Genomic DNA, 25,680 nt, shown 5'->3' on the forward strand with positions numbered 1-25,680 from the left:
GAGACAAACGATGCTAAAGTGAATATTGAGGCGATTGCTTCCTAATAGTCACCGATTACGGGTGACCTTCTCAAACACCATCTCCCTGGGCGCGGCCGCATCCTTCCGCGGCGGGCGCCACCGCTACCGTCAGCGCGAGCGCCACCGCGAACCCCAGCTCGAGTGCCCATGTGTCGTCCGTGCAGTGGAAATCCTGCCCGGCCTACTCCGATGAGGTGATCCGGAGACTGGGCGTGACAGAGGAGCGACTTCCGGACTTCCGCACCCTGATGAAGCGCCTGGAGTGCGGGACGGTCAGCGTCCCGCTGAACCACCGCGACCCCGGCGGCCGGAAGACCGACATCGCGGTGACCCGGCTGGCCGCCACGGACAAGGCCCATCGGCTCGGCGCCACCGCCGTCTTGCCGGGAGGGCCGGGCGGCAGCGGATACCTGGACCCGGTCCTGCGGATCGTGCTCAGGAACGAGGAGATGGCCAAGCTCAACGAGCGATACGACATCATCGGCCTCGACCCGCGCGGGGTCGGGTACAGCACCAAGGTCGCCTGTCCTATGTCGCCAGGAGGCCCGCCGGAGCCGGGCACGCTGACCGAGGAGGCGGCCAGGAAGATCTACGACGCCCAGGTCGCTGCAAACCAGAAGTGCGGGCGTTCCGACCCCGCCTTCCTCGGACAGCTCACCACGGACAACGTGGCCAAGGACCTGGACCTGGTGCGGACCGCACTGGGTGAGCGCAAGCTCAATCTGCTCGGCTTCTCCTGGGGCACCTATCTGGGCATGGTGTACCGCAGCCTGTTCCCCGAGCGCACCGGACGGGCCTTCCTGGACAGCGTGGCGCCGCCGTGGACTCGTTTCGACAGGCACATCGAGGACAGCGCGGCGGCGGTCGAGCGTGACTTCGGGCGCATGGCCGCCTGGCTGGCCCGCCGCGATGAGACCTACGGACTCGGTGCCACCGCCCGGCAGGTTCGCGAGGAGGTGGCGAAGCTGGTCCGGGCGTACGACAAGAGCCTCAAGACGTACACCGATATGCAGCGGCCCATCGACGGCTCAGCCGTCGCCGATCTGGCCAGGCGCAACTCGACCGAGTGGGCACGGGCGGGCAAGGCGTTGGCCGAACTGCAGACGGCGACGGGCACCACCGCCCCGCCCACCGTCAAGGAGCTGTTGGGCGCTCCGATGGGGGCGCCCGTGCCCGGCGCGCCCGAAATGCAGAACATGACCATGAACTTGGCGGTCGCCTGCAACGAGGACAGCAGCCGGCCCAATTTCGACACCGCCTGGCGTACCTACCAGCAGCTCGTGCAGCGCCATCCGGCGACCGGCCGGGTCTGGGGGCTGGTTTCCCTGTGTTCCGGCTGGCCGCTGCCGGTGCAGCAGGCCACGTTGAAGCGGGGCAGTGGGTCACTGGTGCTGGCGGGGCACCTGTACGAGTTCATGTCCGTCTACGACTGGACGCTGCAGACGCGGCGCGCCATCGGCGGCACCGTCTACACGGTCGCCGACGACGTGCACGTATCGACCGTCCGAGTGCCCGAGTGCGCCGCCGAAGTGGTGAAGTACTTCGAAACGGGCCGCATCGACAAGGGCTGCAAGGGCATCCCGATCCCGAGCTGACCACCGGTCTTCGGGCCCGGCGACCCGCCACGGGTCACCGGGCCCGATGCCCTGGCGGCGACGTTGGAGCCTCCGGCTCGCCCGCCCGGCTCTCCCCGTACGGCACCGAGCGGGATTTTTGCGCAGTTAAGAACTGCGCGACGAGCCGCGAAACCTAGCCTGAGCTGGGGTTTCCCCCAGTTGAAAGGCGCCGTCGGTTCCCATGATGTGGTCACCCTGGTACAGGGACCTGACTGGCGACCTGGTCGAGCGGGCGAACGAGATCACCCTGCGGCAGCTGATCCAGCACACCTCCGGCATCCCCAACTGGTTCGTCCCCGAACTGGTGTCCACCTTCGACTTCACGACCCGTTACTAGGATGCCTCCATCGGCAATGCGTTCCAGGCGACAAGGGCTACGACCATCCGCACCTACGGGCCGTGCCGACCGACATCTTCGACCGCGACATCCTGCCCCAGCCCGCCACGCGTGGCTGAGGTCCTCCAGCTGAGCCGCATGACCTGTACGGATGACATTGTCGGTGAGGCCTTTTGCCGGAGGGTGTGTCAGTTCGACGACAGCCCCATCCGCTTAGATGGCGCGGACGTAGCGGTCGACTGGACTGAACCGCCCGACGAGGTTCTGGCCGGTGTGGCCGCTCTCGACGCGGGCGTGCCATGAGTGAGGATCTGAGTGAGGGCGGACCTGACGTCCTGGAGACAGTCGGCTCCGACGACGACAGCCCAGTGGGCCTCCAGTTCGGCGAAGTAGGTGGCGCTGATCTCGGCGGCGCGAGTCCCCCGGTCGGCGAAGATGACGACCCTGCCCCGGCCATCGGTCGGATCGGGGACGCGTCGCACGTAGTCGTGCTGTTCCAGGTAGCCCACAAGTTCGCTCATTGCTTGTGGGGTCATCCCGGCTCTGCGGGCCAGCGTGGTGGGCCGGGTGCCGTCGCAGTCCATCAACCGGAACACGTTCAGGTAGTGAGTGGGGCGTAGATCCTCGTACCCGTTCTCGACGAGGTGGTGGTAGAGCCCGTCGAGGATCAGGTTGAACGCCTGACCGATGAGCTGCGGCAGGAACGACTCCGCGGTTGTGGATTGTTCGGCCACCTTATAACCTTGCCTTCTAAAGCTTCCTGAATACTTTCAGTATAGCCGAAGGAGACGCGATGCCCCAGCCCCTCCGTGTACGACCAGCACTGCCCTGCCCGCACCCGGAGGGGATGAGGCCGTGAGATGGCGTAGGGTCGCGAGGACCGTCGCCGGGACGCTCCTCATCCTGCCGGGCCTCCTGTGGATCCTCCAGGGCGCCGACGTGGTCCGAATCGACCCCATCTTGTGCGTCGCCGACTGCCAGCCCATCACCGGCGGGTCACCCGGCTGGCTGGCCACCGGGGTGGCCGCCGTGGCAGTCGGGCTCGTGCTGATGGGTGTGCGACGCCGTCCGCGCCGGGGAGGTGGCGACTCAGGACTCGAACCCCCCATGGATGGCCGTTGAAAAGTGGTAACCAATAATCCTTGAGTCTGACGCCGGGTACCGATCTTTCTAGGGCTGTTCCTTGTCGCTACGTGCACGCGGGCCAGATTTTCCGCTCGCCCCGGCACCCTGGGCGGCGTGTTCCGCGCCCCCGATCAGGAGCGAGGCCGCGTGGAGGATGTTGAGGATGAGCCGCTGTACCTGGAGCGGGTATGCGGACTGGCTGCGCGTGCACGGCGTCACCGATGTCGCGATGGAGGCAACGCGCGACTACTGGAAGGCGCCGTTCTTCCGGTTGGAGGCCGAGGGCTTCGACCGCGTTCTGGCCGACGCCAAGCAGGTCAAGCATCTACCCGGGCGGCCGAAGAGCGACCAGGCCGACTGTGTTTGGCTGGCCAAGAACTTCGAGCGGGGCATGCTCGCGGCCTGTTTCGTGGCCACCGAGGAGTTCCGGACGATCCGGCTGCATACTCGGTACCGGCGGAATCTGACCCAGGAGCGGACCAGGGAGAAGCAGCGGGTGGAGAAGCTGCTCGAGGATACCCTGATCAAGCTGTCCTGCGCACTGACCGATGTGCACGGCGTGTCCGGCCGGGCGATCATGGAAGCGCTTATCGCGGGTCAGAAGGACCCGCGGACGCTGGCGGAGCTGACGCTCCGCCAGGCGCTGCCGCGCGCCCAGCTGACGTTCTGTTTTCGGGCCAGTTCCGCTGGGATCTTTAGCGCAGGACCTGGGCTTATCTCCTGGCGCTCCGGCTTTTTTGGACGTTGATGAGATTTCGGGAATTCTGAAGATCTAACGAGCTTACGGTGATACCCGCGCTGGGTCCTTCAGGGGCGCAGGGCGTACACGTTGCCGCCGCCACCTGTGTAGATGAGGCCGTTGGCGTAGGTGAGGGTGTTGCCGATGATGGAGCCGCTTTCCGGCGCGTCGCCGGTGAGCATGCGCCATTTCCGCGCGCCGGTGGCTTCGTCCAGGGCGTGGACGGTGCCACCTTGGGTTGAGACGTACACGACGCCCTTGTGCGCGACGGGGCCTACGACGATGACGCCGCCCATCGGCGTGCTCCACCGTTCCACGCCGGTACTGGTGTCAAAAGCGCTGACGATGCCGGTGGCGGTGACCACGTAGAGGTGGTCCTGGCCGACGGTCAGGCCAAGGGCCGGGTCGATGACGCTGGTCAGGGCGGTCCATCGTTTCCTGCCGGTACGGGCGTCGAGCGCGTGCACTTTGTAGTCGGCGCTTCTGACGTAGACGGCGGCGCCGGCGGCAAGCGGGGCGGAGGTGAGAGCACCGCCGAGCCGGGTGCTCCACCGCTCTGCGCCGGTGGCGGCGTCCAGGGCGCGGATCCGGCGGTCGGCGCCCGCGACGTAGACGACCTTCCCGACCGGGGTGACCCAGGTGCCGGCGGCCTCGTCGGTTCCCGTCCGCACGCTCCACCGCCGGCGGCCGGTGGCGAGGTCCAGCGCGTGTACAGTGCCCGCTCCGTCGTCCATGTAGACGGTGCCGCCGGCCTGGACGAGACGGGACCCGGCGCAACTGCCCGCAGTGCGGAACCGCCATAGCCGCCGGCCGGTGGCGGCGTCCAGGGCGATGATCTCGCTTCCGGCGCAGAGGATGATGCGTCCCCGCGTCGCGAGGAAGTGATACACCAAGTCCTGTGACGAGTACCGCCACCGCGGGCGGCCTGTGCGGGCGTCCAAGGCGTGCAGGGAGATTGGGTCCTCGGCGTACACCAGGTCGCCGGCGAACTGCATCGGCCCGGACACGTAGTCGCTGATCGCTCGGCTCCACCACAGGCGGCCGGTGGCGGCGTCCATGGCGTAGACGCGGCCGCCGCCGGCGGCGTAGACGGTGTCGCCGTTCACCGTGGGCGCGCCCATCAGGTGGCCGTCGGTGGGGAAGCTCCAGCGCAGCCGCGGCAGCGGGGCGGGGGTGTGGCGGGCAAGCCGGTACCGGGCCAGGAGTTCGTCCCGGACCAACGGGGCCACAAGCCGCAGGGCCGGACGCGAGGTGGAGGCGAGCCGGACGATGACCGGGCCCGCGCTGACGACGGCCTCGGGCGCGCCGCTGCTGCCGGTGGCAGTGAGGCCGAGGTAGTCGAGCAGGTACGGACCCTCCGTGGCCGCGTCGTAGGCCAAGCTCTGCTTGAGGTCGGCGGTCTCGGTTGCGAAGATCCGCCGTGCGGTCGCGCTGGAGGACGACACCCACTCCACCGCGAGGGATACGACGGGAGCGTCGTCGGTGGGCGGGATCCAGTCGCACTGGGGCGGATGCGGCAGGCGCTCGCCGAACAGGGCCGGCGTCGCGGGTGCGGGCGTGTAGCCGTCCGCGATGGGGCGCAGGTCGGCGGCGCTCAGCAGGCCGCACGCGTCCGGCCAGGCATCCAGCGGGACACCGTCGAACAGCTCGCGTCCGGTCGGAATCCCGTAGGTCAGGGTGTAGGCGGCGACGCGGCCCGTGCCGAGCAGCACGAACGCTTTGCCGGGGGCGGTTCCCACGAGGGTGGCGGCGCCGGAGGGCACGTCGAGCGGCAGCGAGTGCAGGCGTCCTGTGCGCAGGTCGAGGGAGGTCAGGAACGCGGGTAGCGGCCAGGTGGGCAAGAAGGAAATTCCGGGATCGGCGCTGCGCAGATATAGCGGCTCGCTCCATGGGCCGCCCCCCGCGGAGCCGCCGGTACGCGGCGTCTCGTGCGGGGTGGGCAGCCGGCGGCCGTCCGGCGCGTAGAACGCGTCGCCGATCTCGACGTATCCGTCGCCACTGACGGTGAGAGTGTGCCCGTTCGGGTCCCCGAGCTTCACCGGATCCGGGAATCTGAGGGCGGGCGAAGGCATCGTGCGGCTCCATTCGGTCCGCAGTGTGGACGGGTCCACGGAGGAGAGCCGTATCCGGTTGCCCGCGCAGTAGTCGAGCAGCAGCAGCGAGTGTGCGCCGGCGGCGGTCAGATCGCAGTGCCGCTCGTAGACCGTCCTGGCCACGGCAGCGCCCGAGCGCGGGTCCAGGGACAGCAGGGTCAGCGGTTCGGACTCTCGTTCGGCGAGCACGACGCCGCGTTCGGTCACCACGATCCGGGGCCCGAAGTAACGGCCGGTATCGGGGACGCGCTCCTGGCTGAGGAGGGCGACGGTGCGCTGCCACAGTGTCGCGCCGGTGGCCGCGTCATAGGCCTGTAACCGTTGCTCGCCGTCGGACACCTCACCGGTGAGCACAAAGACGGTGCCGGACGTCACCCACACGCCGGTGACCGGGTGGCCGGGCGGGTACAGGGTGCGGACGCTCCTGCCGGTGCGGGCGTTGAGAACGCGTACCTGGGTCTCGTCGGCCAGGGCCAGCACCTGCTCGGAGGCGCTGCTGAGGGTGACCTTGAATGCCCACTTCGGGTCGTCGGCGGGCGCCGACCACGCCATCCGCCACTGGACGGGGGCGAGCCTGCCAATGGGGGCGTCCGCGGCAGCGCCGAGCAGCAGCGCGATCGTCACCAGGACGGCGGCGGCCCGCGCGATCAGCACTTTTCCGCGGCCGTGCAGGCCCGGCCGGAGGGTTCCGGCACCCAGAAGCCGCTCCCCGTTCTGCTGTAGGCGGTGCGGTAGGAGCCGGCGCGGCCCGTCAGCCGGAACGGCACGCCGCCCGGCCCGTTGATCACGATCTTCTCAGAGCGGTCCCCCGCCAGCACCGTGGCCACCAGATCGAACTCGTAGTACGCCTTCGCGCCGACGATCGACAGGCTGAGCGTGACCACCTCGTCGTGTTTGAGGTCGATCTGCTTCTTGGTGAAGTACGCGGTGCGCGGGTCCTCCTTGGTGGCGAAGCGGACCGGCCGCCGGTCGAGATCGGCGATGAGTTCCACCGTGCCGGTCTCCCCAGCGGTGCCCGGCACCAGGTAGGCGCCATCGGAGGGGGCCGCGCGGGTGAGCACCCGCGGTTCGATGTCGATGATGCGCACGCTGCTGCGGTTGCCCGTCAAGACGACGGTGGCCGTCATGTCCCCGATCGTGGCGACGTGGTGCCGGGCCAGCATGGCGGCCACGTCGGCGTCGCTCACCGCCTTGCCCAGCAGGATCGCCCGGTCGCGGGGGTCGGTCACCGGCTCTCTCAGCACGAGCGGGCGCTCGTCGAGCTCAACCTCCACATGCCCGACCGTCACCGGCGGCTGATTGCCGATCCGGTCGATGGCGTCGGACCCGCTCGCGGTGTACCAGGCGGTGAACACCACGCCCACCGCCGCGATGAGCACAGCGCTGGCCACCCCCGCCACCCACGTGCGCGCGGCCTTCCAGCCTCCCGAGCCCGGCTCCGGCCGATCGCCGCCTCTGCCCCGGCTGCTGCTCTTCTTGCCCTGACGCGCTCTGGCCATGACCGTCTTTCGATGACTGTCGAACGGGCTAACCCTGACCATGCACCCACAAATATGCCCGCCCGTCGCCCACCGCGCACCAGAACAACGTTTTTGTTCAGATGGGGCCAATCGCACGACGTCGGCCGCGGAGGCCGCCGCCAGCTCGCCGAGCTTTGCGTGAACGCCAGACGAGTAACGAACTGGCGGCGTACCGTCGCGGTCGTGACAGGTCCGTCCGCTCTGCGCCTGCTGAAAACCACATCCATGCACGTCAAGCAGGCTCTGCATCGCTTCCGAAGCGACTACAAGCATCCTGGTGAGCAGACACACATTCTGGAACGAGATCACCGCTCGCGGCATCAAGAACAAGCGCCGCCGGCCGAAAGCCCTATCCGGTTAAAGCCATGTTCAGCCGATCACGAGCGCGCCAGCGCTTGGAAGACACCTCAAGGCTTCTGGCCGCACGCAGTCGAGCCGTAGGAAGCCGGCGTTCAGATGCCACGGCTGACTTAGGAGAACGGGCTTAGCGTACGTTTTCGTTCAGCGGGTCCAGGTTCTCGTACACGAGCCGGTCAATCATCCCCAGCGAGGCGAAGCCGCACCGCGTCAGCGCAGGGCCCTGTCCTGAATGGCGGGGCCGCGCGGATCCGGCCGCGCCGTCATTCCGGCGCCCCCCTCGGGGGAATGTTGAAGTTGATCCGGAAAACGTTGCCGGGGTCGTAGATGGCTTTGAGCTCGGTCAGGCGGGTGTAGTCGCCGGGCCGGTAGGCGGTGCGGACGATGGCCGGGTCGGTGTCCTCCACACCAGCGAAGTTAATGTTCGTGCCCCCGGTGCTCCAGGGACGCATGTCCGCCAGCAATCGATCGCGCGACTCCCGGCTCTCGGGGGCGGGCGTCGCGCCGGTGAACAGGGAGAACACCGCGTCCCTGCCGCCGACGCAGTTGGGGATCTCGGGCGGACGGGCGTAGGCGCCGCCGAAATGCCGCAACTCGGCGATGAACGGCGGCTGCGCGTCCGGTCCAGCGTGGGCCAGGAGCGTGTCGACCGCGTCCTTGCCGATCTCGCGCAGGAGCACGTTACGGTCATAGGCCACGTAGGGGGCATCGGTGGGCTCGTGATGGATGGTGCCGACCTCGGCGTAGGGCATGTCCCGCAGCGTGTCCATCAAGGTGGGGCCGATCTCCCGCAGCGGTCGGACCAGCTCCTCACCGCCTTCGGCGCCACTGAAGGCGATCCGTACATGCGCGACGAACCTGCCGCGCAGCGGCGCCGGCACCACGGGCAAGTCCGGGTTCTGGGCCAGCAGCACCGAGGAGGCCATGTGCTCCGGCAGCGAACGGCTCCATTCGGCGTAGGCGTGCAAGACGTCGCCGGTGGCGTCCGCGGGGAAGTAGAGGCCGCCGCCGTACAGCCGCGACACCGGGAACAGCTCGATCTCCATGCCGACGACGACGCCGAAGTTGTCCTTGCCGCCGCGCACCGCCCAGAACAGGTCAGGGTCGCTGTCAGGGCCGACCTCGCGCAGACGGCCGTCGGCGGTGACCACACGCAGCCGCCGTACGTGATCGGCGGCGAACCCGAAACGGCGGCCGAGGAGGCCCGCGCCCCCGCCGGTCGTGTACCCGACCGCGCCCACGTTCGGACTGGAACCGTTGAGCGGAGCCAGGCCGTGCGAGCCGGCCCGCTCCACGACCTGCTGCCACCGCGTCCCCGCCTCCACCCAGGCGGACCTGGTCTGCGGGTTCACCTCGACACCGTTCAGCCGCCTGGTGTTGATCAGCACGGCGCCGTCCGCCGCCACCGACGGGCTGTGGCCGCTGGCCATCACTCCGACGGCCCGGCCCTGCGCCACCGCCATCCGCACGGCGGCGACCACGTCCTGCTCGCCGGCTACGCCGACCACGCACGCCGGACGCGACTCAACAGCCCGGTTGAGTCCCATCCGCTCGTCGTCATACCTATGCTCACCAGGTCGAAAGATCTGGCTTGGAGATACGTTCATGCTGGGCAACGTATCAACGCACTTGGTGGCGGTCTTGTAGGAATCGGACGTCGCGCGCGGACGGCACACCTGTTCTTGACCTCGCGCAGGCGTCTGGGCGCCGCGCTGGCCCGCGCCGAGACCGAGATCGCCCTCAGCACCCTCCTGCGCCACTTGCCGGGGCTGGAATTGGCCGTGCCCGCTGACCAGATCGGCTGGCGGCCCGGCCTGCAACGGGCGCTGGCCGCCCTGCCGGTGCGCGTCCGGCCGAGCTGAGGCGGGGTCCGGCGGTGGGCTTCGCGTGCCGTGTCATGGGAGCAGGTCCGGTGGGGCCGAATCCGTTATGTAGCCATTTGCGCTTCCTGATACGTTATTGACAGGTGTGCCGGGAAGTCTGGTCGGCAAGTGAGCGACCCGATCCCTGCCGAAAGAGCGGAGTTCCATGCCCGGCACCACCGCCACACGCACTGCCCGCCTGTTCAACCGGAGCACGTGGCCCGAAGCGCGTCGCATCGCCGACATCCTGCGCAAGGAAACGATTGGCGGGGCGCTGTTGCTGGCCGCCGCGCTCGCCGCGCTGATCTGGGCCAACTCGCCGTGGGCGCAGACCTACCAGGACCTGCGCACGATCGAGGTCGGCCCAGCCGGGCTGCACCTGAACCTCGACTTGGCCACCTGGGCCGCGGACGGGCTGCTGGCCATCTTCTTCTTCGTGGCCGGCCTGGAGCTCAAACGGGAGTTCGTCGCCGGTGATCTGCGCGACCTGCGCCGGGCCGCGGTGCCGGTGGCCGCGGCAGTCGGCGGCGTGGTGGTTCCCGCGCTGGTGTATCTGACCGTCGCCGGCGCGGGGGGGCCAGCGGGTGGGCGATCCCGACGGCCACCGACATCGCCTTCGCCCTGGCGGTGCTCGCGGTAATCGGCCGCTCCCTGCCCGACGCGCTGCGCACGTTCCTGCTGACCCTGGCGGTGGTGGACGACCTGATCGCCATCATCATCATCGCCACCTTCTACACCTCGCATCTGTCGGTGCTCCCACTGCTGGCGGCTATGGTGCCACTGGCGGTCTTTGCCATACTGGTGCGGCGGGGCATGCGTGTGTGGTGGCTGCTGCTGCCCCTGGCGTTCGCCTGCTGGGCGCTGGTGCACGCCTCAGGGGTGCACGCCACCGTGGCCGGCGTATTGCTGGCCTTTACCGTCCCCGTGCTGTCCCGGACACCGCCGGGCGGCACCAGGAGCGGCCCTGCGGAGGGGTCGGCGGACGGGGGAGGGCTGGCCGAACACTTCGAGCACCGGTTCCGGCCGATCTCCGCCGGTGTGGCCGTGCCCGTCTTCGCGTTCTTCTCCGCCGGGGTCAGCCTCGGCGGCCTCAGCGGACTGGCCGACGCGCTGAGCGACCCCGTGGCGATGGGAATCGTGACGGGGCTGCTGATCGGCAAGCCGATCGGCATCCTGGCCGCCACCTGGCTGGTGGCCCGCTTCACCCGCGCCACCCTGGACGAAGGGCTGGCCTGGATCGACATGGCCGGGCTGGCCATCCTGGCCGGCATCGGGTTCACCGTATCGCTGCTGATCGGGGAACTGGCGTTCGCCACGGGCGAGGCCGACGCGCGGGTCAAGATCGCGGTCCTGGCCGGTTCCCTGGTCGCGGCCTTGCTGGCCACGATGATCCTCCGGCTGCGTGCCCGCGTCTACCGGCGGATCCACCAGACCGAGACCGCCGACTCCGACCACGATGGGATCCCCGACCTCTACCAGCAACCCTAGTTCTTTACCAGCGGCACCCTGGTTGTCGGTGAAGGGGGAACCGTCCCGTTCGCAACCCCGCCCGGACCGGCACCCCCGGCCATCATGTCGATCAGCACGTCCAGGTCGGCGTCCGGTCCCACCGCGCCGTCCTGCTGGGCACGCTCGGCCGCCCGGATGACAATGTCGCGAATCATACAACTCACCACCTGGAGCTAGCGGTCACAGGAGGTAGCGCAACCACAGATAGGGCGCCACCAGCACGACGGTGACGACCGTGACGATCAGGCCGTACTTGGTGAACTGCCAGAAGCTGATCGGGGTGCCGTTGCGGGCGGCGATACCGAGCACCACGACGTTGGCAGCAGCGCCGACGGCGGTGGCGTTGCCGCCCAGGTCGGCGCCGAAGGCCAGCGCCCACCACAGCACCTCGTGGCCCCCGTTGGCCTGCACGAGCTGCTCGACGATCGGGCTCATCGTGGCGACGTAGGGGATGTTGTCCACGACGGCCGACAACACCGCCGAGATGCCGAGCACCCCCATCGTGGTCAGCGTCAACTGTCCGTCGGTGGCGGCGACGGCGGCCTGGGACAGCTCTTTGATCACGCCGGTCTCGACGAGAGCACCAACCATGACGAACAGCCCGGCGAAGAACACCAGCGTGGGCCATTCCACCTCGGCGATGGCCCGCTCGGTGGTCACCTTGGTCGCGGCCACCAGCACGCCCGCGCCCAGCAGTGCGACCACCGACGGCTCGTAGTGCAGTACCGGGTGCAGCACGAAGGCGGCCATCACCAGCGCGAGCACGGCCAGCGACTGCCCCAGCAGCCTGCGGTCGGCGATGGCCTCCCGCTCGTTGAGCGCCATGATCTCGGCGGCCCGGTCGGGGTCGTAACGCAACGACCGCCCGAACATCAGCCGGCACAGGGCGACGAACACCACCATCAGCACGACGACCATCGGCGCCATGTGCACCAGGAAGTCGTTGAAGGTCAAGCCGCTACGGCTGGCGATGATGATGTTCGGCGGGTCGCCGACCAGCGTGGCCGCGCCACCGATGTTGGACGCCATCGCCTCGGCGATGAGGAACGGCGCCGGGGGGACTGCGAGCCGTTCGCACACCAGGAACGTCACCGGCGCGATCAGCAGCACCGTGGTGACGTTGTCCAGCAACGCTGAGGCACCGGCGGTAATGAGCACCAGCAGCACCATCAACCGGAACGGCCGGCCTCGGGCGCGCTTGGCAGCCCAGATGGCCAGGTACTCGAAGACACCGGTCTCCTTCAGCACCCCGACGATGACCATCATGCCCAGCAGCAGGAAGATGACGTTCCAGTCGATACCGGAATGCCGCGAGAAGAACGCCGCCTCGGCCCCGGTGGCGTGAATGGCGAGCATGATCCCGGCACCGCCGAGAGCGGCCGCGACCCGGTGCACCTTCTCGGTGGCGATCAGCACGTAGGCGGCCAGGAACACCGCCACACTCATCCAGGACAACGCGCTCATGCCGCGAGCACCCGATCCAGCAGCGCTTGCAGCGTCACCGCCCCAAGCAATCGCCCGTCGTCCACAACGGCGACCAGCGGACTGTGGGTACGGGCCATCAGCGCGGCCAACTCCAGCATCGTGGCGTCGGGATCGGTGACCGGTAGCTCGCGCGGACGCTGCGGCAGCGCGGCACGCACCGTGCGGCCGTCCAGCGCCCGCAGGAAGGCGTCCGCGTGCGCCTCGTCCACCACCCGGGCCAGCGCGGGGTCGTCCTGGCAGTAGGCGGGCACCGCCAGCCGCAACACCTGGGTTCCCGGCAGGATGGTGAACGGCGACCCGTCGTCATCGACCACGACGAGCCCGGGCAGGTCCTGGTCGGCCAGCATTCTGGCCGCTTCGATGACGGGGGTGTCGAGAGCGACAGTGGGGAAGTCGGCAAGCAAGTCACGGGCGCGCACCGGCACATCCTTCGGACGACAACGGGTCAGGACCTGCCGACCAGACTTCCCGGCGCACCTGTTAGGACCGTATCAAGCACCGTCAAGATCGCATAGTGAGTGCCGCCTGCTCGCGCGGCCCTCCGGCGATCCTCCGCCGGAATGCCCATCAAGAATGCGTCTGTTGCCTTGACACCGCCGCTGCTATGGTGAGCGCGGTGCGCCGGGAAGCCTGGTCGGCAAGATCGTCTACTGATCCCGACCGGAGGCGTTCCATGTTCTCCCCCACGCGGTGCCCCTGATGAGCACTCTGCTGCCGGCGTTCGCCTGCGTGCTCCTGCTCGCCGTCCTGCTGTCCAGCCTGGCCCACCGCACCATCCTGTCCACCGCCGCGCTGTTCCTGGTGGCCGGATTCGTACTGGGCGACGGCGTGCTCGGCGTGGTCTCGCTGCGGCCCGGCGACGACCTGGTCGCCACGCTGGCCGAACTGGCACTGTTCACCGTGCTGTTCACCGACGGCATGCGGGTGGGCTGGGCCGAACTGCGCAGCGCCTGGCGGCTGCCCGGCCGGGCGCTCGGCTGGGGCCTGCCGCTCACCCTGGCCATCACCGCGCTCGGCGCCCACTACCTGCTCGGCCTCGGCTGGATCGAGGCGCTGCTCGGGGCTGCTCGTGCTCGCCTCCGGCATCGCGCCCGCCGAGCAGGTGTTCCAGCTCGTCGCCGTAACCATCGTGGCCTCGATTCTGCTCCACAGCTCGACCGACATCGTGGTGGCGCGCTGGTTCGACGATGAGCGTGAAGTGCCGGCCTGGTACGGGAGCGTCACCCGCAAGATACGCCGACGGGAGCGACCGCGCCAAGGCTGAGTCTGCCCCACCGGACCCGACTCGCGTGATCATCAGTCACATGAAAGGAAGTGTCATGGTGTCCGTGTCCCACGCGGCCTTTTCCGAGCGCGCCACCGCCGTCGCGCGCCTGCCGGCAGGCCAGGTGGAATATCGGCTGGAGGGCGAAGGCCCCGGGACGGTCGTGGTGTTCCACGGCGGTCACATGCGGGCGGGGCTGGCGCTGGGCGAGGAGGTCTTCGCCGACGCCGGTTTCAGGGTGTTGGTGCCCTCGCGCCCCGGTTACGGGCGTACGCCGCCGGCCACGGGCACCACGGCGGCCGGCTTCGCCGACGCTACCTCCGAGCTGTGCCGGTCCTTGGGTATCGAACGCCTGGCCGCGGTCGTGGGCATCTCGGCCGGTGGACGCACCGCGCTGACCATGGCTGCCCGCCACCCGCACCTCGTCGAGCGCGTCATCCTGCAGAGCGCGGTCGGATTCCTGCCCTGGCCCGACCGGAAGACCCGGCTGGGCGGCCGGGCGGCGTTCAACCCCCGGGTCGAGGCCGGCACCTGGGCGATCATGCGAGCCCTGGTCCAGTCCGCACCGTCGCTGGGGCTGCGCCTGCTGCTGCGTGACCTGTCAGTCCTGCCTGCCCGCCACGTCCTGGCGGGCCTGTCTGCCGCCGAGCGAGCCACGTTGGCCGGACTGTTCTCCTTGATGCGCTCGGGCCGCGGCTTCGTCGCCGACATGCTCCCCGTGCCGGACTGCACCGCGCAGGTCAGCCAGCCCGCGCTGGTCATCGCCACCCGCCACGACCGATCGGTGCCCTTCGCCCACGCCGAGTCCTTGGCCGCGACGATGCCGAACGCCGAACTGGTGGGCAGCCGGGCCGACAGTCACATGATCTGGTTCAGCCCCGATTATCCGCGCATCGCGGCGAAGATCCGTGATTTCCTCGCCGCAGGCTGAGCACGCTACCGTGTCTCGGCCTCGGCGATGCGTTCCGGATCGGACAATGGCATGAGGAAGTCGGCATCATGAGGCGCGCCTCCCCGCGCAGGTCATGGTCCTCGGTTTCGGCGCGGCGGTCCTGCTCGGCAGCCTGTTGCTCATGCTGCCGATCGCCACCACATCGGGTGCGTCGGCGGGCTGGCTGGTGGCGTTGTTCACCGCGACGTCTGCGGTGTGCGTCACGGGTCTGGCGGTGGTGGACACCGAGACGCATTGGTCGGTGTTCGGGGAGGTGGTGATCGCTGGGCTGATTCAGGTGGGCGGGCTCGGCATCGATGTGCTCATGTTCATCGGCAGGACCGGCCCGCTGACGTTCGGCTCCGCACTGGCTCTCAAGCACCGCACCCGCCGCTACGAGCTTCCCGAACAGCCCGTCATCGTCGGCTGAAGGACGCACCAGGTTCGGTACCGCGCGTGGGGCGTGGTGGGTTCGGGCCTGCCTCATGGGCGCGTCGTCGGCGACGGCAGGCGCGGCGGCCGCCACCGCCAGGTGGCGTTGCCATCGGCGGCGATACCCTTGCGCCACAACGGCGCGGGCGCCAGCCGGATCATCGTCACCATAGCCCGATGGGCGGCTCTGGAGGTGGTCCGGTCGCCGTCCTTGCGGGCCCCTCGGGCGATGGCCTGGGTACGCGGGCGGCGATCGGTGTCGTAGTGGCGCAGCGCGGCCTCGATCGTAGGCTCGTCGGCGAGGGCGGCGGCGAGCACGACGGCGTCCTCGATCGACTGTCCGGCGCCTTGACCGCGGTCGGGGCTCATCGCGTGCGCGGCATCGCCGAGCAGCACCGCCCGGCCGCGCACGTAGGTCGGCAGCGGATCCAGGTCATAGATGTCGATATGAATCACTGCCTCGGCCGGGGTGGCCTCGACCAGCGCCGGGATCGGATCGTGCCAGGTGCCGATGCGGTCGGCGACCTCGGCCTTCTCCTGGTCATCGCGGATGCCCGGCGCGTCGGCTGTGGTGACGTACGCCCAGTACGCACGATCACGCGCGATGGGGTGAACGAGGAAGTAGCCGCCCGGGCCGAGCGTGATGCTGCCAGGCAGACCGGGTGCCGGGGCGATGCCCAGCCAGGCGGTCCTGCCCAGGAAACGCGGCGGCGGCGCCTCCGGCCACAGCAGCCGGCGAACAGTGCTGCGGATGCCGTCGGCGGCGATGACCAGATCAGCAGTCAGCTCGCCGTCGCCGGATCCGACGCTCACGCCTCCTGCGTGCTGCCGGACGGCGGTGACCTCCGCGTCCGTACGCACCCAGCCGGCGGGCACCGCCTCCAGGAGCACCCGGTGCAGGTCGGCGCGGTGGAAGGCGAGCAGTGCACTCGTATCCCCGGTCCGCGCTCGTTGCAGATAGCGGCCATCCGGGGTGCGCAGGTTGCCGGAGGCGTGGGTGGGCGCCCCGGCCGCGCGGGCCTGCTCTTCCACACCGAGCTCGGCCAGCGCGCGTAGGGCGTTGGGAGCTTGGGACATGCCGGCGCCGATCTCACCCATCTCGGTCGCTCGCTCCAGCACCGTGGCCTGCCAGCCGATCCGGTGTAATGCCAGTGCCGTGGACAGTCCACCGATGCCGCCGCCGACCACGATGGCGTGCCTGCTCATGGTGTCTCCTCCTCGTCGGGGTGCTCGCAGTTACTGGGGCCGTCAGCATGCAGGGGCGGCGCGTGGGCGTCGGCGGCTGCCTGGTCATGCCCAGCATCATGTCCCTGTTGATCACCGTGTTCGACGAGAGGGAGCGCCGCACGGCGATAGCCGCCTGGAGCAGCGTCTCCATCGCCGGAATCCTGGCCGGGCCGTCGGGCTTCCAGTAAATACATATGGTAGGCGAAGGCCGACGTAGGTGCCCCCTGCCGGAAATCTCGTCCGTGCAGTTCAAGCGGCATGTGAGTATTCGTGATTCGTGCTGCTGGGCGGCGGCGTACTGCTCGCCGGTACCAGCTCGAGTCCTGTGATGCTGTCGCCTTCTCCGGGGGTTTCGAGCAAGGCGCATGACATGACTGACGGAGCGGCCGTGCCAGGGCTTTCGTCAGGCGGGAATCAGACGCTGTCGCCGACACACATTCGGATCACGGCGCCGTCAGGGATAACCACCAGGCCGAGGCCCTCAGAGCCATGTGTGCATGGCCCACGCCCTGGCCCGGCGCCGGCGGAGACAGCGCCGGAAGCTCTCATCCCACGCGCGTCCTGCTGAAATGGTCGGTGAACCAGTTTCGTGCCAGGTCGGCGACGGCTTCCAGGGCCCCGGGCTCTTCAAACAGGTGTGTGGCATCAGGGATGATCTCGAGCCGGCTCTCACAGGTCAGCCACTCTTGTGCTGCCTGATTGAGCTCGATCACCAGTTCATCGCAGCCACCCACGATCAGCAGCGTCGCCGCCCGCACCGCCGCCAGTCGCGCTCCAGCTAGATCTGGCCGTCCGCCTCGTGAGACGACAGCGGCCACCCTGCTGCCCCGTTCCGCCGCGGCCCACAGTGCGGCCGCCGCCCCGGTGCTGGCTCCGAAATAGCCGACCGGTAGTCCCGCGGCCCAAGGCTGATCACTCAGCCAGTTCGTCACCTGCGCGAGCCTTCCGGCCAGCAACTCGATGTCGAACACGTTGCCGCGGTCGTACTCCTCCTCGACCGTGAGCAGGTCGAAGAGCAAAGTACCCAGACCCGCACGGTTGAACACCGAAGCCACATACCGGTTACGCGGACTGTACCGGCTGCTACCGCTACCGTGCACGAAGACCACTATTCCGTCAGCCTTCTCCGGAACAACGAGTTGCCCCGGCAGCCGGACAGGACCAGCGTCCACCGTCACCTCGTCGGCAGGCTCCGGCGGATCAGATTTCACCGTGCGCTCTTTCCCGGGCACTGCGCCCTCAGCGGCTGGCGGTGCCGCCCACTGCAGCAGCTCGACCACCCGTTCGTCGGCGGTCTGGATGAAATCGACGTACCAGGTGCCAATGCCCCAAAGAACGGTAGGTGTCTCCAAACAGATCACCTCGTCGGCGTCCTCACGCAGGCTCGCGATCGTGTCCGGCGTTCCGACAGGGACCGCCAAGATCACTCGCGCGGCCCCGCGTGCACGAGCCACCTGGCAGGCGGCGCGAGCGGTGCTGCCCGTGGCGATCCCGTCGTCCACCACGACGACCGTACGGCCCGCAAGGGCGACCGGTGCGCGATCGCCCCGAAAGCGGCGAACACGGCGCAGCACCTCGGCCCGCTCGCGCTCCTCCACCTCGGACATCTCCTCGCGCGTCACATCCACCAACCGGACGACATCCGCATTGATCACACGTACGCCACCCTCTCCGACGGCACCGAATCCCAGCTCGGGCTGGAACGGCACTCCCAGCTTTCGAACCACGATCACATCAAGCGGTGCACCCAACGCCCGGGCTACCTCGAAGCCCACAGGTACACCCCCTTTGGGCAGCCCGAGGACGACCACATCCTCATCGGTCACGAGTCCAGCCAGACGTTGGCCCAGCCGAACACCCGCATCATGACGATCAACGAACATTACGCCTCACACCTCCCCAAGCCCTCTGCAGTGGTCAAGGAACACCCCTTACCACCATCTGGGGGTAGGAGACTGCGGAGGTAGGGCCAAAGGTCCCTTTTCATGAACCCGCGCTGAGTCGTGGCCGCCACAACCTGCCCGCTTGGACGACTGCGCCTCATCGCCCTCGCCGACGACAGCTTGTAGCCGGTCGGCGCGGAACACCTCAAGAGCCACGTGGGGATCGTTGGCGTGCCTGAGCGTCACCGAATCGAGGGGTTATCGCTTGGCCGGCCGAAAAGTCCTCGTCGGCCGCTGCCGTTTGCTGAGGGCGGCTGCCCGAGGACCGTAGATCCCAGTGCGCTCGCGTCGTTCGGCAGAGATATCTGTCGGACATTGCGTGTGGTCATGGTCGATGGGGACCATGGACCTGCCACCGAAGGACGTAAGTCCCTGTGATACCAATGCGGACCCTGGCAAGGATAGGAAAGGAGAGCGCTTCCTGGGAGATGGTCTTGATGCCTCAACCCAAGCCCGATGCCGTTCCCGCAACCGAGGAGACGCGTGCGCTCGAGCTCGAACTGAACCTTATCAAGGTTCGGGTCAGCAAAGCCGAGAATCAGATCCAAGCGTTGGCCGAAGCCACTCTCGCTCTCGCGCACGGTCTGGAAGCCAGACCGATGGAGGAGCCCGGGCAAGTGCACCCCGAGCAGGCCGCGCGGCTCGCCCACGAACTGCTGCTTGCTGTCGGCTTCATCAGAAGGGACGTGACACGGCATGAGCAATCGACACGCCTCCGTGATGCTTGACCCCCGCGAGGTGCAGGTGGAAACACGCGGCGCCGTTTCGCCCGGTGCGGTCGACGAGGCCCGCGAGGTGGTGGCGGCAGTGACATCGTTCGCCCACGAGCCAGTGCTCTTTGCCCGGGTCAAGCTCAGCGCCACGGCCGATCCAGTTGTGTTCTGTCCGTGCACCGCGCAGGCGAACATCAACGTCAGCGGGCAGTTCGTCCGTGCTCAGGCGGTCGCCGAGTCCATGGACCAAGCCATCCGGCTGCTCGGCGACCGGCTCCGGGTCCGGTTGCGCCATGCTGGCAGAGACGGGGAGAACCTGCGTGGTCGACGCCCGGAGGACGTCGACCACGAGTGGCGGCGCTCCAGTCCTCACCGTCGCCCGCTGCCCTACTCCCCCCGGATCGGAGGAGAACGCGAGATCGTCCGGCACAAGGCCTATGAGCTGACTTGGGCTACGCCCGATGAGGCGGCCTTCGACATGGAACAGTTCGACTACGACTTCTACCTGTTCATCGAGGCGGAAACCGGCCAGGACAGCGTCATCTACCACAGCCGGGACGGTTACCGGCTCGCGCAGATCGCCCCCATGCCCCACAAACTCGGCCCGGTGTCGATCCCACTCACGGTCAGCCCCGTTCCAGCACCCGTCCTCTCCGTCAGTGAAGCGGTCGAGCGTCTGGAAACCACCGGTATGCCGTTCGTCTTCTTCGCCGACGCCAGCACTGGGCGGGGCAGCCTCGCCTACCACCGTTACGGCGGCCACTACGGCCTCATCATGCCCAGCAAGTGATCAGCCGGGTCTCCTCGACGCTGGTCACGCCTGCTGTCGGAAGGTCTGCCGGCTACGCAGATCGGCCACAAACTCGCCACTGTGCACTCCGATGCACAAGCAGCCGGAGCCTTTCAAAGGTCGCCTGCTACCTGGCCACATCGGCCGGTCCTTCCGTGAATACCTGCGCGACCGCCCGGGAGATAGGCGAAGCTGTCGGGCGCCGATGAGTGCCGGGCAGAACCAGCGGGGCGGCGGTGTGAACGAGGGCGCATTCATTGGCGGGGTCGGCGTTCGCCCGTGGCGAGCGCGGCGGAATCTTGAGGGCGTGCACGTCCGCGCCGGCAAGCACCTCGTCAAATAGGGACCGTGAGCGCGTGTCCGTTATCTGGGAAATGGGCAGGAAGAAATTCGTGAAGCGATCCTTTCGATGCGTTCCGCGCCCTGGCTGAGCGGCGCGGTCGACCAGGTGTCCACCTGATCGAGGCTCTTTCCGAAGGTGCCGAGGAGCATGTGGAGGGGCCTGAGAGCTGGGCGCCGGAGGTGGCCGGACGGTTCGGGCTGCCCGCTGCGGCGGGGCTGGGTCCGGCCACCTTCTATGCGGACCTGGCCGTTCCGCACGGACGCCGCCACGTGCGGGTCTGCGTCGCGACCGCGTGCTTCGCGGCGCAAGGGGGCCGGCATCTGCCTGCCATCCAGGACGTCCTGGGTGCCACGGCTGATGAGGGTCTCAATCAGGAGGCGGGCGTGTCCTTGCAGACGGTCCGCTGCCTCGGTTACTGCTACGCGGGGCCCGCCTGTCTGGATGGCGAGATGCCCTGTGTCGGCCCGGACGTCGTCGACCAGGTGGCCGGGCGGGTGCGACCGCAGGCACCGCCGATCCCGGCGTCCGACGCCACCGGCGACCCCGTCGTGCTGGCCGGGATCGTGGCAGGTGACACCGCCTGGCGGACATGGGTGGAGACCGTCGGCCGGCGCTCGCCGGAGCTGGTCCGGTCGGAGGTCGCGGTCTCCGGGCTGCGTGGCCGGGGCGGCGCGGGCTTTCCCGTGGCGGCCAAATGGGCGGCGGCGGGCGGCTCGCCGGACACGGTGGTGATCGCCAACGGTGACGAGGGCGACCCCGGCTCATACGCCGACCGGCTGCTGATGGAGCTCGATCCGGCGCGGGTGCTGGAAGGGCTGGCGCTGGCCTGCTTCGCCTGCGGGGCTCGCCGGGGTCTGGTGCTGGTGCGTTCGGAGTATCCGCGGGCGCTGTCGGCCATGCGCCAGGCCGTGGAGCGGGCGCGCGCGGACGGTCACCTCGGCCGAGGGGTGCACGGCAGCGACGTGGACCTGGAGGTGGAGGTGGTGGCGGGTGCCGGGTCCTATGTCGCGGGCGAGGAAACAGCGCTGATCGCGGGGCTCGAAGGCGGCCGTGGTTGTGCGCGGGCTCGCCCGCCGTACCCGACCAGCCAGGGTCTGTGGGATGCGCCGACCGTGGTCAACAACGTCGAGACGCTGGCCGCGGTGCCGTGGATCGTCCGCCGTGGTGGCGATGCCTACGCTCGCCGTGGCACGCCCGGCGAGACCGGCACGAAGCTGGTCTGCCTGTCGGAGCGGTTCGCCCGGCCCGGCTGCTACGAGGTGGAGCTCGGCGTACCGGTGCGGTGGATCGTCACCGAGTTGGGCGGCGGTTTGCGGGAGGGGGCTCGGCTCGGCGTCCTGCAAGTGGGAGGGCCGCTGGGTGGGTTCCTGTCCGAGCAGGGGCTGGACGTGCCCCTGACCGAGGAGGCGCTGGCGGGCCATGGAGCCGCGCTGGGTCATGCCGGCCTGGTGGCCGTCGACGACCGTCAAGAGCCGCTGGACGTGCTGCAGCACGTGTGGGCGTTCGCCGCGGCGGAGAGTTGTGGCGCCTGCTCCCCCTGCCGGGTCGGCTCTCGTCGCGGTCTGGAACAGGCCAGGTCCGGCGTGCCGCCGGGTGATGCCTACACGCGCATGCTGAAGGTGATGGGCGAGGCCAGTCTGTGCGCGTTCGGTCGCCGTCTGCCGCATGCGGTGCGGAGCCTGGTCCGCGCCTATGGGAATCGTCTGCGGGAGTGGGACGGATGAGAGTCACGGTGGACGGCGTCGTCGTCGATCTGGCGGAGGAGTCGACGGCGCTGGCCGCGGTGCGGATCGCGGGCGCCGATCTGCCCACGCTCTGTCATGACGACCGGCTGACACCCGTCGGCTCCTGCCGGACCTGCATGGTACGGCTCGACGGGCGCGTCGTGGCGGCCTGCGTGACCCCTGCGGTGGACGGCGCCCAGGTGGGCGTCGAGGAAGAAGACCTGCGCCGGATGCGCCATGACGCCGTGGAGGTGATCGTCTCAGCGCTTCCCCCTCAGGCGCTGGAGGGGGACGGCGAGCTGGCGCGCGTGTGCCGAGCCCTGGGCATCGGACCGCAAGCCGCTCAAGGCGGCACCGACCAGGGCCGGGACCACTCTCATCCGTTCGTCCATCTCGACCGGGATCTGTGCATCGCCTGCGGCCGTTGCGTACGCATGTGCGCCGAGGTCCAGGGCACGTTCGCGCTCACGCTGGTGGGGCGGGGTTCTGAGACCGTGGTCGCGCCCGGCACCGGCGGCCCATGGGCGGAATCGGACTGCGTCGCGTGCGGCGGCTGCGTGGACACCTGCCCCACCGGCGCTCTCACCGAACCAGGGCTGCCGATCGGGACTCATCTGGCATCGCTCACCCGCACGCGTACCACCTGCGGATACTGCGGCGTCGGCTGCGCGCTGGAGGTGCTGACCCGTGACGGCGAGGTGGCCGCGGTACGACCGGCCAAGGACGGCCCGGTCAACCGGGGACATGCGTGCGTCAAGGGCCGCTTCGCCCACGGATTCCTGCGTTCTCCCGAGCGGATCACGCGGCCGCTGCTGCGCCGCCGTTCCGGCTTGGAACCGGTGAGCTGGGACGAGGCGCTCGATCACATCGCGCGCGGGCTGTGGGCCGCTGTGAACGAGGCGGGCCCCGACGCGGTGGCGGCTATCTCCTCGGCGCGGGCCACCAATGAGGAGAACTATCTGATCCAGAAGTTCATGCGGGTCGTCATCGGCACCAACAACGTCGACAACTGCTCCCGGCTGTGCCACTCCCCCTCCGCCGCCGGACTGACTGCCGCGTTCGGATTGTCCGGCGGCACCGACGCCTTCGAGGACGTGGAACGGGCCGACTGCCTGCTCGTGGTGGGCGCGAACCCCGTCGAGGCGCACCCGGTCGTCGGGGCGCGGCTGCTCCAGCGGGTGCTGCGCGGCGCGCGGCTGGTCGTCGCCGATCCCCGGGCCGTCGGGCTCGCGGGCTACGCCGACGTGCACCTGCGGCCCCGCCCGGGGACCAACGTCGCCTTGTTCAACGGTCTGGCCAACGTGCTGCTCACCCAGGGCATGGTCGATGAGGAGTTCCTGCGGCACCGCGCCAGTGGGCTGCCTGAGCTGACCGCGATCCTCGCCGGTTACCCGCCCGATCGGGTGGCCGAGATCACCGGCGTCCCCGCGGCGGATCTGATCGCGGCGGCGCGCCTGTACGGGCAGGCCAAGCGGCCGGCCATCGTCCACGGGCTCGGTGTGACCGAGCACCTGCACGGCACCGACGGCGTGCGCACCCTGGCGAACCTGGCCATCCTGCGCGGCGCGGTCGGCACCGACCGGGGGTTCGGTGTGAATCCCCTCAGGGGGCAGAACAACGTTCAGGGCGCCTCCGACATGGGCGCCCTGCCCGACCTGCTCCCCGGCTACAACAGGGTCACCGACAGTGTCGCGCGCGGCCGGGCAGAGCAGGTGTGGGGCACTGAGGTGCCAGACCACGACGGTCTGCGCATCCCGCAGATGTTCGCCGCGGCACGCTCGGGAGACCTGCGGGCCCTGTGGATCATCGGGGAGGACGTGTGCGCCACCGACCCCGACACCAACCAGGTCATCGAGGCGCTGGAATCCTGCCCACTGGTCATCAGCCAGGAGCTCTTCCTGTCCGAGACCGCCCGTCACGCCGACGTGGTCCTGCCGGCCGCGTCCTGGCTGGAGAAGGACGGCACCTTCGTCAACTTCGACCGGCGCTTCCAGCGGGTGCGGCCCGCTCTCGTCCCGCCCGATCAGGCACGCACGGACTTCGCCATCGTGCACGCGATCGCCGCCGCCTACGGCGCCGACCTGGGCTGCCCGACCCCGGCCGAGGCGCTGGCCGAATGCGGCCGGGTGGCGCCCGTCTTCGCCGGAATAACCCATCAGAGACTGGACCGCGAAGGCGCCATCCCCTGGCCGTGCCCCAATGCCGAACATCCCGGACAGGCCAGGCTCTACCTGGACCGTTTCGCCACCCCGGACGGTCTCGCGCACCTGGCCGCCCGCCCTTACCTGCCGCCCGGCGAAAGCCCCGACGACGACTACCCCCTGATCCTGATCACGGGCCGCAGGTGGGCGCACTACAACTCCGGCAACATGACCCGGCGATCCGGCACCATCGACCTCGACCCTTCAGACCATATCGACATGCATCCCGCCGACGCCGCCCATCATGCCGTTCGCGACGGCGACACGGTGCTCGTCGAAAGCCGGCACGGGCGAACCACACTGCCGGCACGTCTCACCGAGGAGATCACACCGGGCCAGCTCTTCTGCACCTTCCACTTCTCATCGAGCCGGGCCAACGCCCTCACCTCCGGCCACGCCGACACCGTGACATCATGCCCCGAGTACAAGGTCACCGCCGTGCGCTTGCGCCGCACACAGGGACGCTCATGACTTCTTGCCACGTGACCTGACCACCGCCACCGGGCATGCGGCACGGTGCAGCACCCCGTGGCCGACCGAGCCGAGCACCGCGGAGGCGAAACTCCCCAGCCCGCGCGAGCCGACCACGACCAGGTCCGCCGTGGCGGAGGCCTTGATGAGCGCGGGCACCGGATGCTCGCGCACCTGCTGGTCTGTGATCTCGACGTCAGGGTGGTCCTTGCGCCATCGGATCACCCGCTCCTGAGCCGTGCGGGCCTCCTGCTGGAACGCGTCCTCCAGCAAGTTGCCGTAGTCCGGGGCGTAGGCCGAGACGATCGGCGCCTGCCAGGCGTAAACAGCGAGCAGTCGTGCGCGCCGGCCGCGAGCCTGCTCGACAGCGAACGCCACGGCTTCCTGCGCGCTTTCGGAGCCGTCATCGCCGACCACGATCTGACCGTACTTGGCGACGGCGGCTGCGCGGACGATGACGACCGGCCCGACGGCATGACCCGCGACCCCCAGGCCCACCGAGCCGAGCAGCAGTCCGGCGAATCCTCCCAATCCTCGGCTACCCAGCACGAGGGAATCTGCCGACGCCGACTGGCCGATCAGCGCTTCGACAACATTGCCGTCGAGAAGTTCAGCGCTCACCTCGACATCCGCGCTCATCGCGCGAGCGCTGCCGGCGGCGGCTTCCAGTATGCCGAGGCAGTACTCCCTGCTGTCGAAGCCGGCCATCCACTGTTCGCACACATGCACGATCTTCAGGGGCAGTCGTCTGCGCCGGGCGTCGGCCGCAGCCCACTCAACCGCCGCGCTCGATGGCTTGGAGCCGTCCACGCCGACCACGATCGCTCCGGCCATCACCCACCCCCTTCGTCGAGTTCTCCCTTCACCCCACACTTCCCGAAACGGATATTTACGCACATCTCACCCTGCTGTATGCGGACTTGATCTGACTCCCAGGGGTTGCCTCGCCCTTCGTATAGGCCATGCTTTGCGTCCGG

23 protein-coding genes and 1 pseudogene are annotated in these 25,680 nt (G+C 69.1%); 14 read left to right on the forward strand and 10 right to left on the reverse strand.

Annotated features, from left to right (window positions below; genetic code table 11):
* Window positions 1-233: 233 nt before the first annotated feature.
* Entirely contained in the window at window positions 234-1,616 is a 1,383-nt protein-coding gene (locus ACFOY2_RS53125; RefSeq protein WP_379535831.1) for an alpha/beta fold hydrolase, read from the forward strand.
* A 202-nt stretch (window positions 1,617-1,818) separates the two neighbouring features.
* Entirely contained in the window at window positions 1,819-1,974 is a 156-nt protein-coding gene (locus tag ACFOY2_RS53130; RefSeq protein WP_379535832.1) for a hypothetical protein, read from the forward strand.
* A 188-nt stretch (window positions 1,975-2,162) separates the two neighbouring features.
* Here ACFOY2_RS53130 and ACFOY2_RS53135 read toward each other — a convergent pair whose 3' ends face one another.
* The gene (locus ACFOY2_RS53135; RefSeq protein ID WP_379535833.1) at window positions 2,163-2,708 is read right to left on the reverse strand and encodes a MarR family winged helix-turn-helix transcriptional regulator; all 546 of its coding nucleotides are present in this window, start codon (window positions 2,706-2,708) and stop codon (window positions 2,163-2,165) included.
* Window positions 2,709-2,829: 121 nt separating this feature from the next.
* On the opposite strand from ACFOY2_RS53135, the gene ACFOY2_RS53140 reads away from it, so the two are divergent.
* The gene (locus tag ACFOY2_RS53140; RefSeq protein ID WP_379535834.1) at window positions 2,830-3,096 is read left to right on the forward strand and encodes a hypothetical protein; all 267 of its coding nucleotides are present in this window, start codon (window positions 2,830-2,832) and stop codon (window positions 3,094-3,096) included.
* Between the two features lie 166 nt (window positions 3,097-3,262).
* On the forward strand, window positions 3,263-3,847 hold the full coding sequence (locus tag ACFOY2_RS53145; protein WP_379535835.1) for an IS110 family transposase: 585 nt from the start codon (window positions 3,263-3,265) through the stop codon (window positions 3,845-3,847).
* 59 nt (window positions 3,848-3,906) lie between these two features.
* Here ACFOY2_RS53145 and ACFOY2_RS53150 read toward each other — a convergent pair whose 3' ends face one another.
* From ACFOY2_RS53150 to ACFOY2_RS53160, 3 genes are all read right to left on the reverse strand, one after another.
* Entirely contained in the window at window positions 3,907-6,585 is a 2,679-nt protein-coding gene (locus tag ACFOY2_RS53150; RefSeq protein ID WP_379535836.1) for an outer membrane protein assembly factor BamB family protein, read from the reverse strand.
* The gene (locus ACFOY2_RS53155; protein ID WP_379535837.1) at window positions 6,579-7,430 is read right to left on the reverse strand and encodes a hypothetical protein; all 852 of its coding nucleotides are present in this window, start codon (window positions 7,428-7,430) and stop codon (window positions 6,579-6,581) included. The genes ACFOY2_RS53150 and ACFOY2_RS53155 overlap by 7 nt, the downstream gene beginning before the upstream one ends.
* Window positions 7,431-8,071: 641 nt before the next feature.
* Entirely contained in the window at window positions 8,072-9,355 is a 1,284-nt protein-coding gene (locus tag ACFOY2_RS53160) for an FAD-binding oxidoreductase (protein ID WP_379535838.1), read from the reverse strand.
* Between the two features lie 135 nt (window positions 9,356-9,490).
* Between ACFOY2_RS53160 and ACFOY2_RS53165 the strand changes: the two genes are divergently transcribed.
* Together ACFOY2_RS53165 and nhaA are read left to right on the forward strand one after the other, a co-directional pair.
* On the forward strand, window positions 9,491-9,670 hold the full coding sequence (locus ACFOY2_RS53165) for a hypothetical protein (RefSeq protein WP_379535839.1): 180 nt from the start codon (window positions 9,491-9,493) through the stop codon (window positions 9,668-9,670).
* A 166-nt stretch (window positions 9,671-9,836) separates the two neighbouring features.
* Window positions 9,837-11,158 (forward strand): annotated as a pseudogene (gene nhaA, locus ACFOY2_RS53170) (Na+/H+ antiporter NhaA).
* Here the strand turns inward: nhaA and ACFOY2_RS53175 are convergent.
* The 3 genes from ACFOY2_RS53175 to ACFOY2_RS53185 are packed head-to-tail and all read right to left on the reverse strand — an operon-like array spanning window position 11,155 to window position 13,083.
* Entirely contained in the window at window positions 11,155-11,334 is a 180-nt protein-coding gene (locus tag ACFOY2_RS53175) for a hypothetical protein (protein WP_379535840.1), read from the reverse strand. The pseudogene nhaA and the gene ACFOY2_RS53175 sit on opposite strands and share 4 nt — an antisense overlap.
* A 25-nt stretch (window positions 11,335-11,359) precedes the next feature.
* On the reverse strand, window positions 11,360-12,643 hold the full coding sequence (locus tag ACFOY2_RS53180) for an ArsB/NhaD family transporter (protein WP_379535841.1): 1,284 nt from the start codon (window positions 12,641-12,643) through the stop codon (window positions 11,360-11,362).
* The gene (locus ACFOY2_RS53185) at window positions 12,640-13,083 is read right to left on the reverse strand and encodes a CBS domain-containing protein (protein ID WP_379535842.1); all 444 of its coding nucleotides are present in this window, start codon (window positions 13,081-13,083) and stop codon (window positions 12,640-12,642) included. Before ACFOY2_RS53185 ends, ACFOY2_RS53180 begins: the two co-directional genes overlap by 4 nt.
* 280 nt (window positions 13,084-13,363) lie before the next feature.
* On the opposite strand from ACFOY2_RS53185, the gene ACFOY2_RS53190 reads away from it, so the two are divergent.
* The 3 genes from ACFOY2_RS53190 to ACFOY2_RS53200 all read left to right on the forward strand — a co-directional run bounded on the left by ACFOY2_RS53190 (window position 13,364) and on the right by ACFOY2_RS53200 (window position 15,289).
* Window positions 13,364-13,855, forward strand: a complete 492-nt coding sequence (locus ACFOY2_RS53190) for a cation:proton antiporter domain-containing protein (protein WP_379535843.1) — start codon at window positions 13,364-13,366, stop codon at window positions 13,853-13,855.
* Between the two features lie 128 nt (window positions 13,856-13,983).
* Window positions 13,984-14,859, forward strand: coding sequence for an alpha/beta fold hydrolase (locus ACFOY2_RS53195; RefSeq protein WP_379535844.1), 876 nt, complete (start codon window positions 13,984-13,986; stop codon window positions 14,857-14,859).
* A gap of 142 nt (window positions 14,860-15,001) precedes the next feature.
* Entirely contained in the window at window positions 15,002-15,289 is a 288-nt protein-coding gene (locus ACFOY2_RS53200; protein ID WP_379535845.1) for a potassium transporter TrkG, read from the forward strand.
* Window positions 15,290-15,342: 53 nt separating this feature from the next.
* On the opposite strand, the gene ACFOY2_RS53205 is transcribed toward ACFOY2_RS53200, so the two are convergent.
* A complete protein-coding gene (locus ACFOY2_RS53205) occupies window positions 15,343-16,497 on the reverse strand; it encodes an FAD-dependent monooxygenase (protein ID WP_379535846.1) in 1,155 nt (384 codons plus the stop codon).
* 20 nt (window positions 16,498-16,517) lie between these two features.
* Here ACFOY2_RS53205 and ACFOY2_RS53210 point away from each other — a divergent pair, with 20 nt between their 5' ends.
* Window positions 16,518-16,706, forward strand: coding sequence for a hypothetical protein (locus ACFOY2_RS53210; RefSeq protein WP_379535847.1), 189 nt, complete (start codon window positions 16,518-16,520; stop codon window positions 16,704-16,706).
* A gap of 357 nt (window positions 16,707-17,063) precedes the next feature.
* Here the strand turns inward: ACFOY2_RS53210 and ACFOY2_RS53215 are convergent, their stop codons facing one another.
* Window positions 17,064-18,401, reverse strand: coding sequence for a phosphoribosyltransferase family protein (locus ACFOY2_RS53215; protein WP_379535848.1), 1,338 nt, complete (start codon window positions 18,399-18,401; stop codon window positions 17,064-17,066).
* Window positions 18,402-18,898: 497 nt separating this feature from the next.
* Here ACFOY2_RS53215 and ACFOY2_RS53220 point away from each other — a divergent pair, with 497 nt between their 5' ends.
* The 4 genes from ACFOY2_RS53220 to fdhF all read left to right on the forward strand — a co-directional run bounded on the left by ACFOY2_RS53220 (window position 18,899) and on the right by fdhF (window position 24,703).
* Window positions 18,899-19,189, forward strand: a complete 291-nt coding sequence (locus tag ACFOY2_RS53220; protein ID WP_379535849.1) for a hypothetical protein — start codon at window positions 18,899-18,901, stop codon at window positions 19,187-19,189.
* On the forward strand, window positions 19,158-19,964 hold the full coding sequence (locus ACFOY2_RS53225) for a sigma 54 modulation/S30EA ribosomal C-terminal domain-containing protein (RefSeq protein ID WP_379535850.1): 807 nt from the start codon (window positions 19,158-19,160) through the stop codon (window positions 19,962-19,964). The genes ACFOY2_RS53220 and ACFOY2_RS53225 overlap by 32 nt, the downstream gene beginning before the upstream one ends.
* A gap of 423 nt (window positions 19,965-20,387) precedes the next feature.
* A complete protein-coding gene (locus ACFOY2_RS53230) occupies window positions 20,388-22,031 on the forward strand; it encodes an NAD(P)H-dependent oxidoreductase subunit E (RefSeq protein WP_379535862.1) in 1,644 nt (547 codons plus the stop codon).
* The gene (fdhF, locus tag ACFOY2_RS53235) at window positions 22,028-24,703 is read left to right on the forward strand and encodes a formate dehydrogenase subunit alpha (protein ID WP_379535851.1); all 2,676 of its coding nucleotides are present in this window, start codon (window positions 22,028-22,030) and stop codon (window positions 24,701-24,703) included. The genes ACFOY2_RS53230 and fdhF overlap by 4 nt, the downstream gene beginning before the upstream one ends.
* Here fdhF and ACFOY2_RS53240 read toward each other — a convergent pair.
* Complete coding sequence (locus tag ACFOY2_RS53240; RefSeq protein WP_379535852.1) at window positions 24,698-25,537, reverse strand: universal stress protein; 840 nt, start codon at window positions 25,535-25,537, stop codon at window positions 24,698-24,700. The genes fdhF and ACFOY2_RS53240 overlap by 6 nt on opposite strands.
* Window positions 25,538-25,680 lie beyond the last annotated feature (143 nt).

The sequence above is a fragment of the Nonomuraea purpurea genome, assembly GCF_042650645.1.
GTDB lineage: Bacteria > Actinomycetota > Actinomycetes > Streptosporangiales > Streptosporangiaceae > Nonomuraea > Nonomuraea purpurea.

Bases quoted from the DNA above. Each gene is read 5' to 3' on its own strand.
- ACFOY2_RS53240 (WP_379535852.1), bottom strand. From the start codon at position 25,537: ATGGCCGGAGCGATCGTGGTCGGCGTGGACGGCTCCAAGCCATCGAGC.
- ACFOY2_RS53130 (WP_379535832.1), top strand. From the start codon at position 1,819: ATGATGTGGTCACCCTGGTACAGGGACCTGACTGGCGACCTGGTCGAG.
- ACFOY2_RS53180 (WP_379535841.1), bottom strand. From the start codon at position 12,643: ATGAGCGCGTTGTCCTGGATGAGTGTGGCGGTGTTCCTGGCCGCCTAC.
- ACFOY2_RS53205 (WP_379535846.1), bottom strand. From the start codon at position 16,497: ATGAGCAGGCACGCCATCGTGGTCGGCGGCGGCATCGGTGGACTGTCC.
- ACFOY2_RS53220 (WP_379535849.1), top strand. From the start codon at position 18,899: ATGCCTCAACCCAAGCCCGATGCCGTTCCCGCAACCGAGGAGACGCGT.
- ACFOY2_RS53215 (WP_379535848.1), bottom strand. From the start codon at position 18,401: ATGTTCGTTGATCGTCATGATGCGGGTGTTCGGCTGGGCCAACGTCTG.
- fdhF (WP_379535851.1), top strand. From the start codon at position 22,028: ATGAGAGTCACGGTGGACGGCGTCGTCGTCGATCTGGCGGAGGAGTCG.
- ACFOY2_RS53190 (WP_379535843.1), top strand. From the start codon at position 13,364: ATGAGCACTCTGCTGCCGGCGTTCGCCTGCGTGCTCCTGCTCGCCGTC.
- ACFOY2_RS53145 (WP_379535835.1), top strand. From the start codon at position 3,263: ATGAGCCGCTGTACCTGGAGCGGGTATGCGGACTGGCTGCGCGTGCAC.
- ACFOY2_RS53175 (WP_379535840.1), bottom strand. From the start codon at position 11,334: ATGATTCGCGACATTGTCATCCGGGCGGCCGAGCGTGCCCAGCAGGAC.
- ACFOY2_RS53160 (WP_379535838.1), bottom strand. From the start codon at position 9,355: ATGGGACTCAACCGGGCTGTTGAGTCGCGTCCGGCGTGCGTGGTCGGC.
- ACFOY2_RS53225 (WP_379535850.1), top strand. From the start codon at position 19,158: ATGAGCAATCGACACGCCTCCGTGATGCTTGACCCCCGCGAGGTGCAG.
- ACFOY2_RS53200 (WP_379535845.1), top strand. From the start codon at position 15,002: ATGCTGCCGATCGCCACCACATCGGGTGCGTCGGCGGGCTGGCTGGTG.
- ACFOY2_RS53195 (WP_379535844.1), top strand. From the start codon at position 13,984: ATGGTGTCCGTGTCCCACGCGGCCTTTTCCGAGCGCGCCACCGCCGTC.
- ACFOY2_RS53155 (WP_379535837.1), bottom strand. From the start codon at position 7,430: ATGGCCAGAGCGCGTCAGGGCAAGAAGAGCAGCAGCCGGGGCAGAGGC.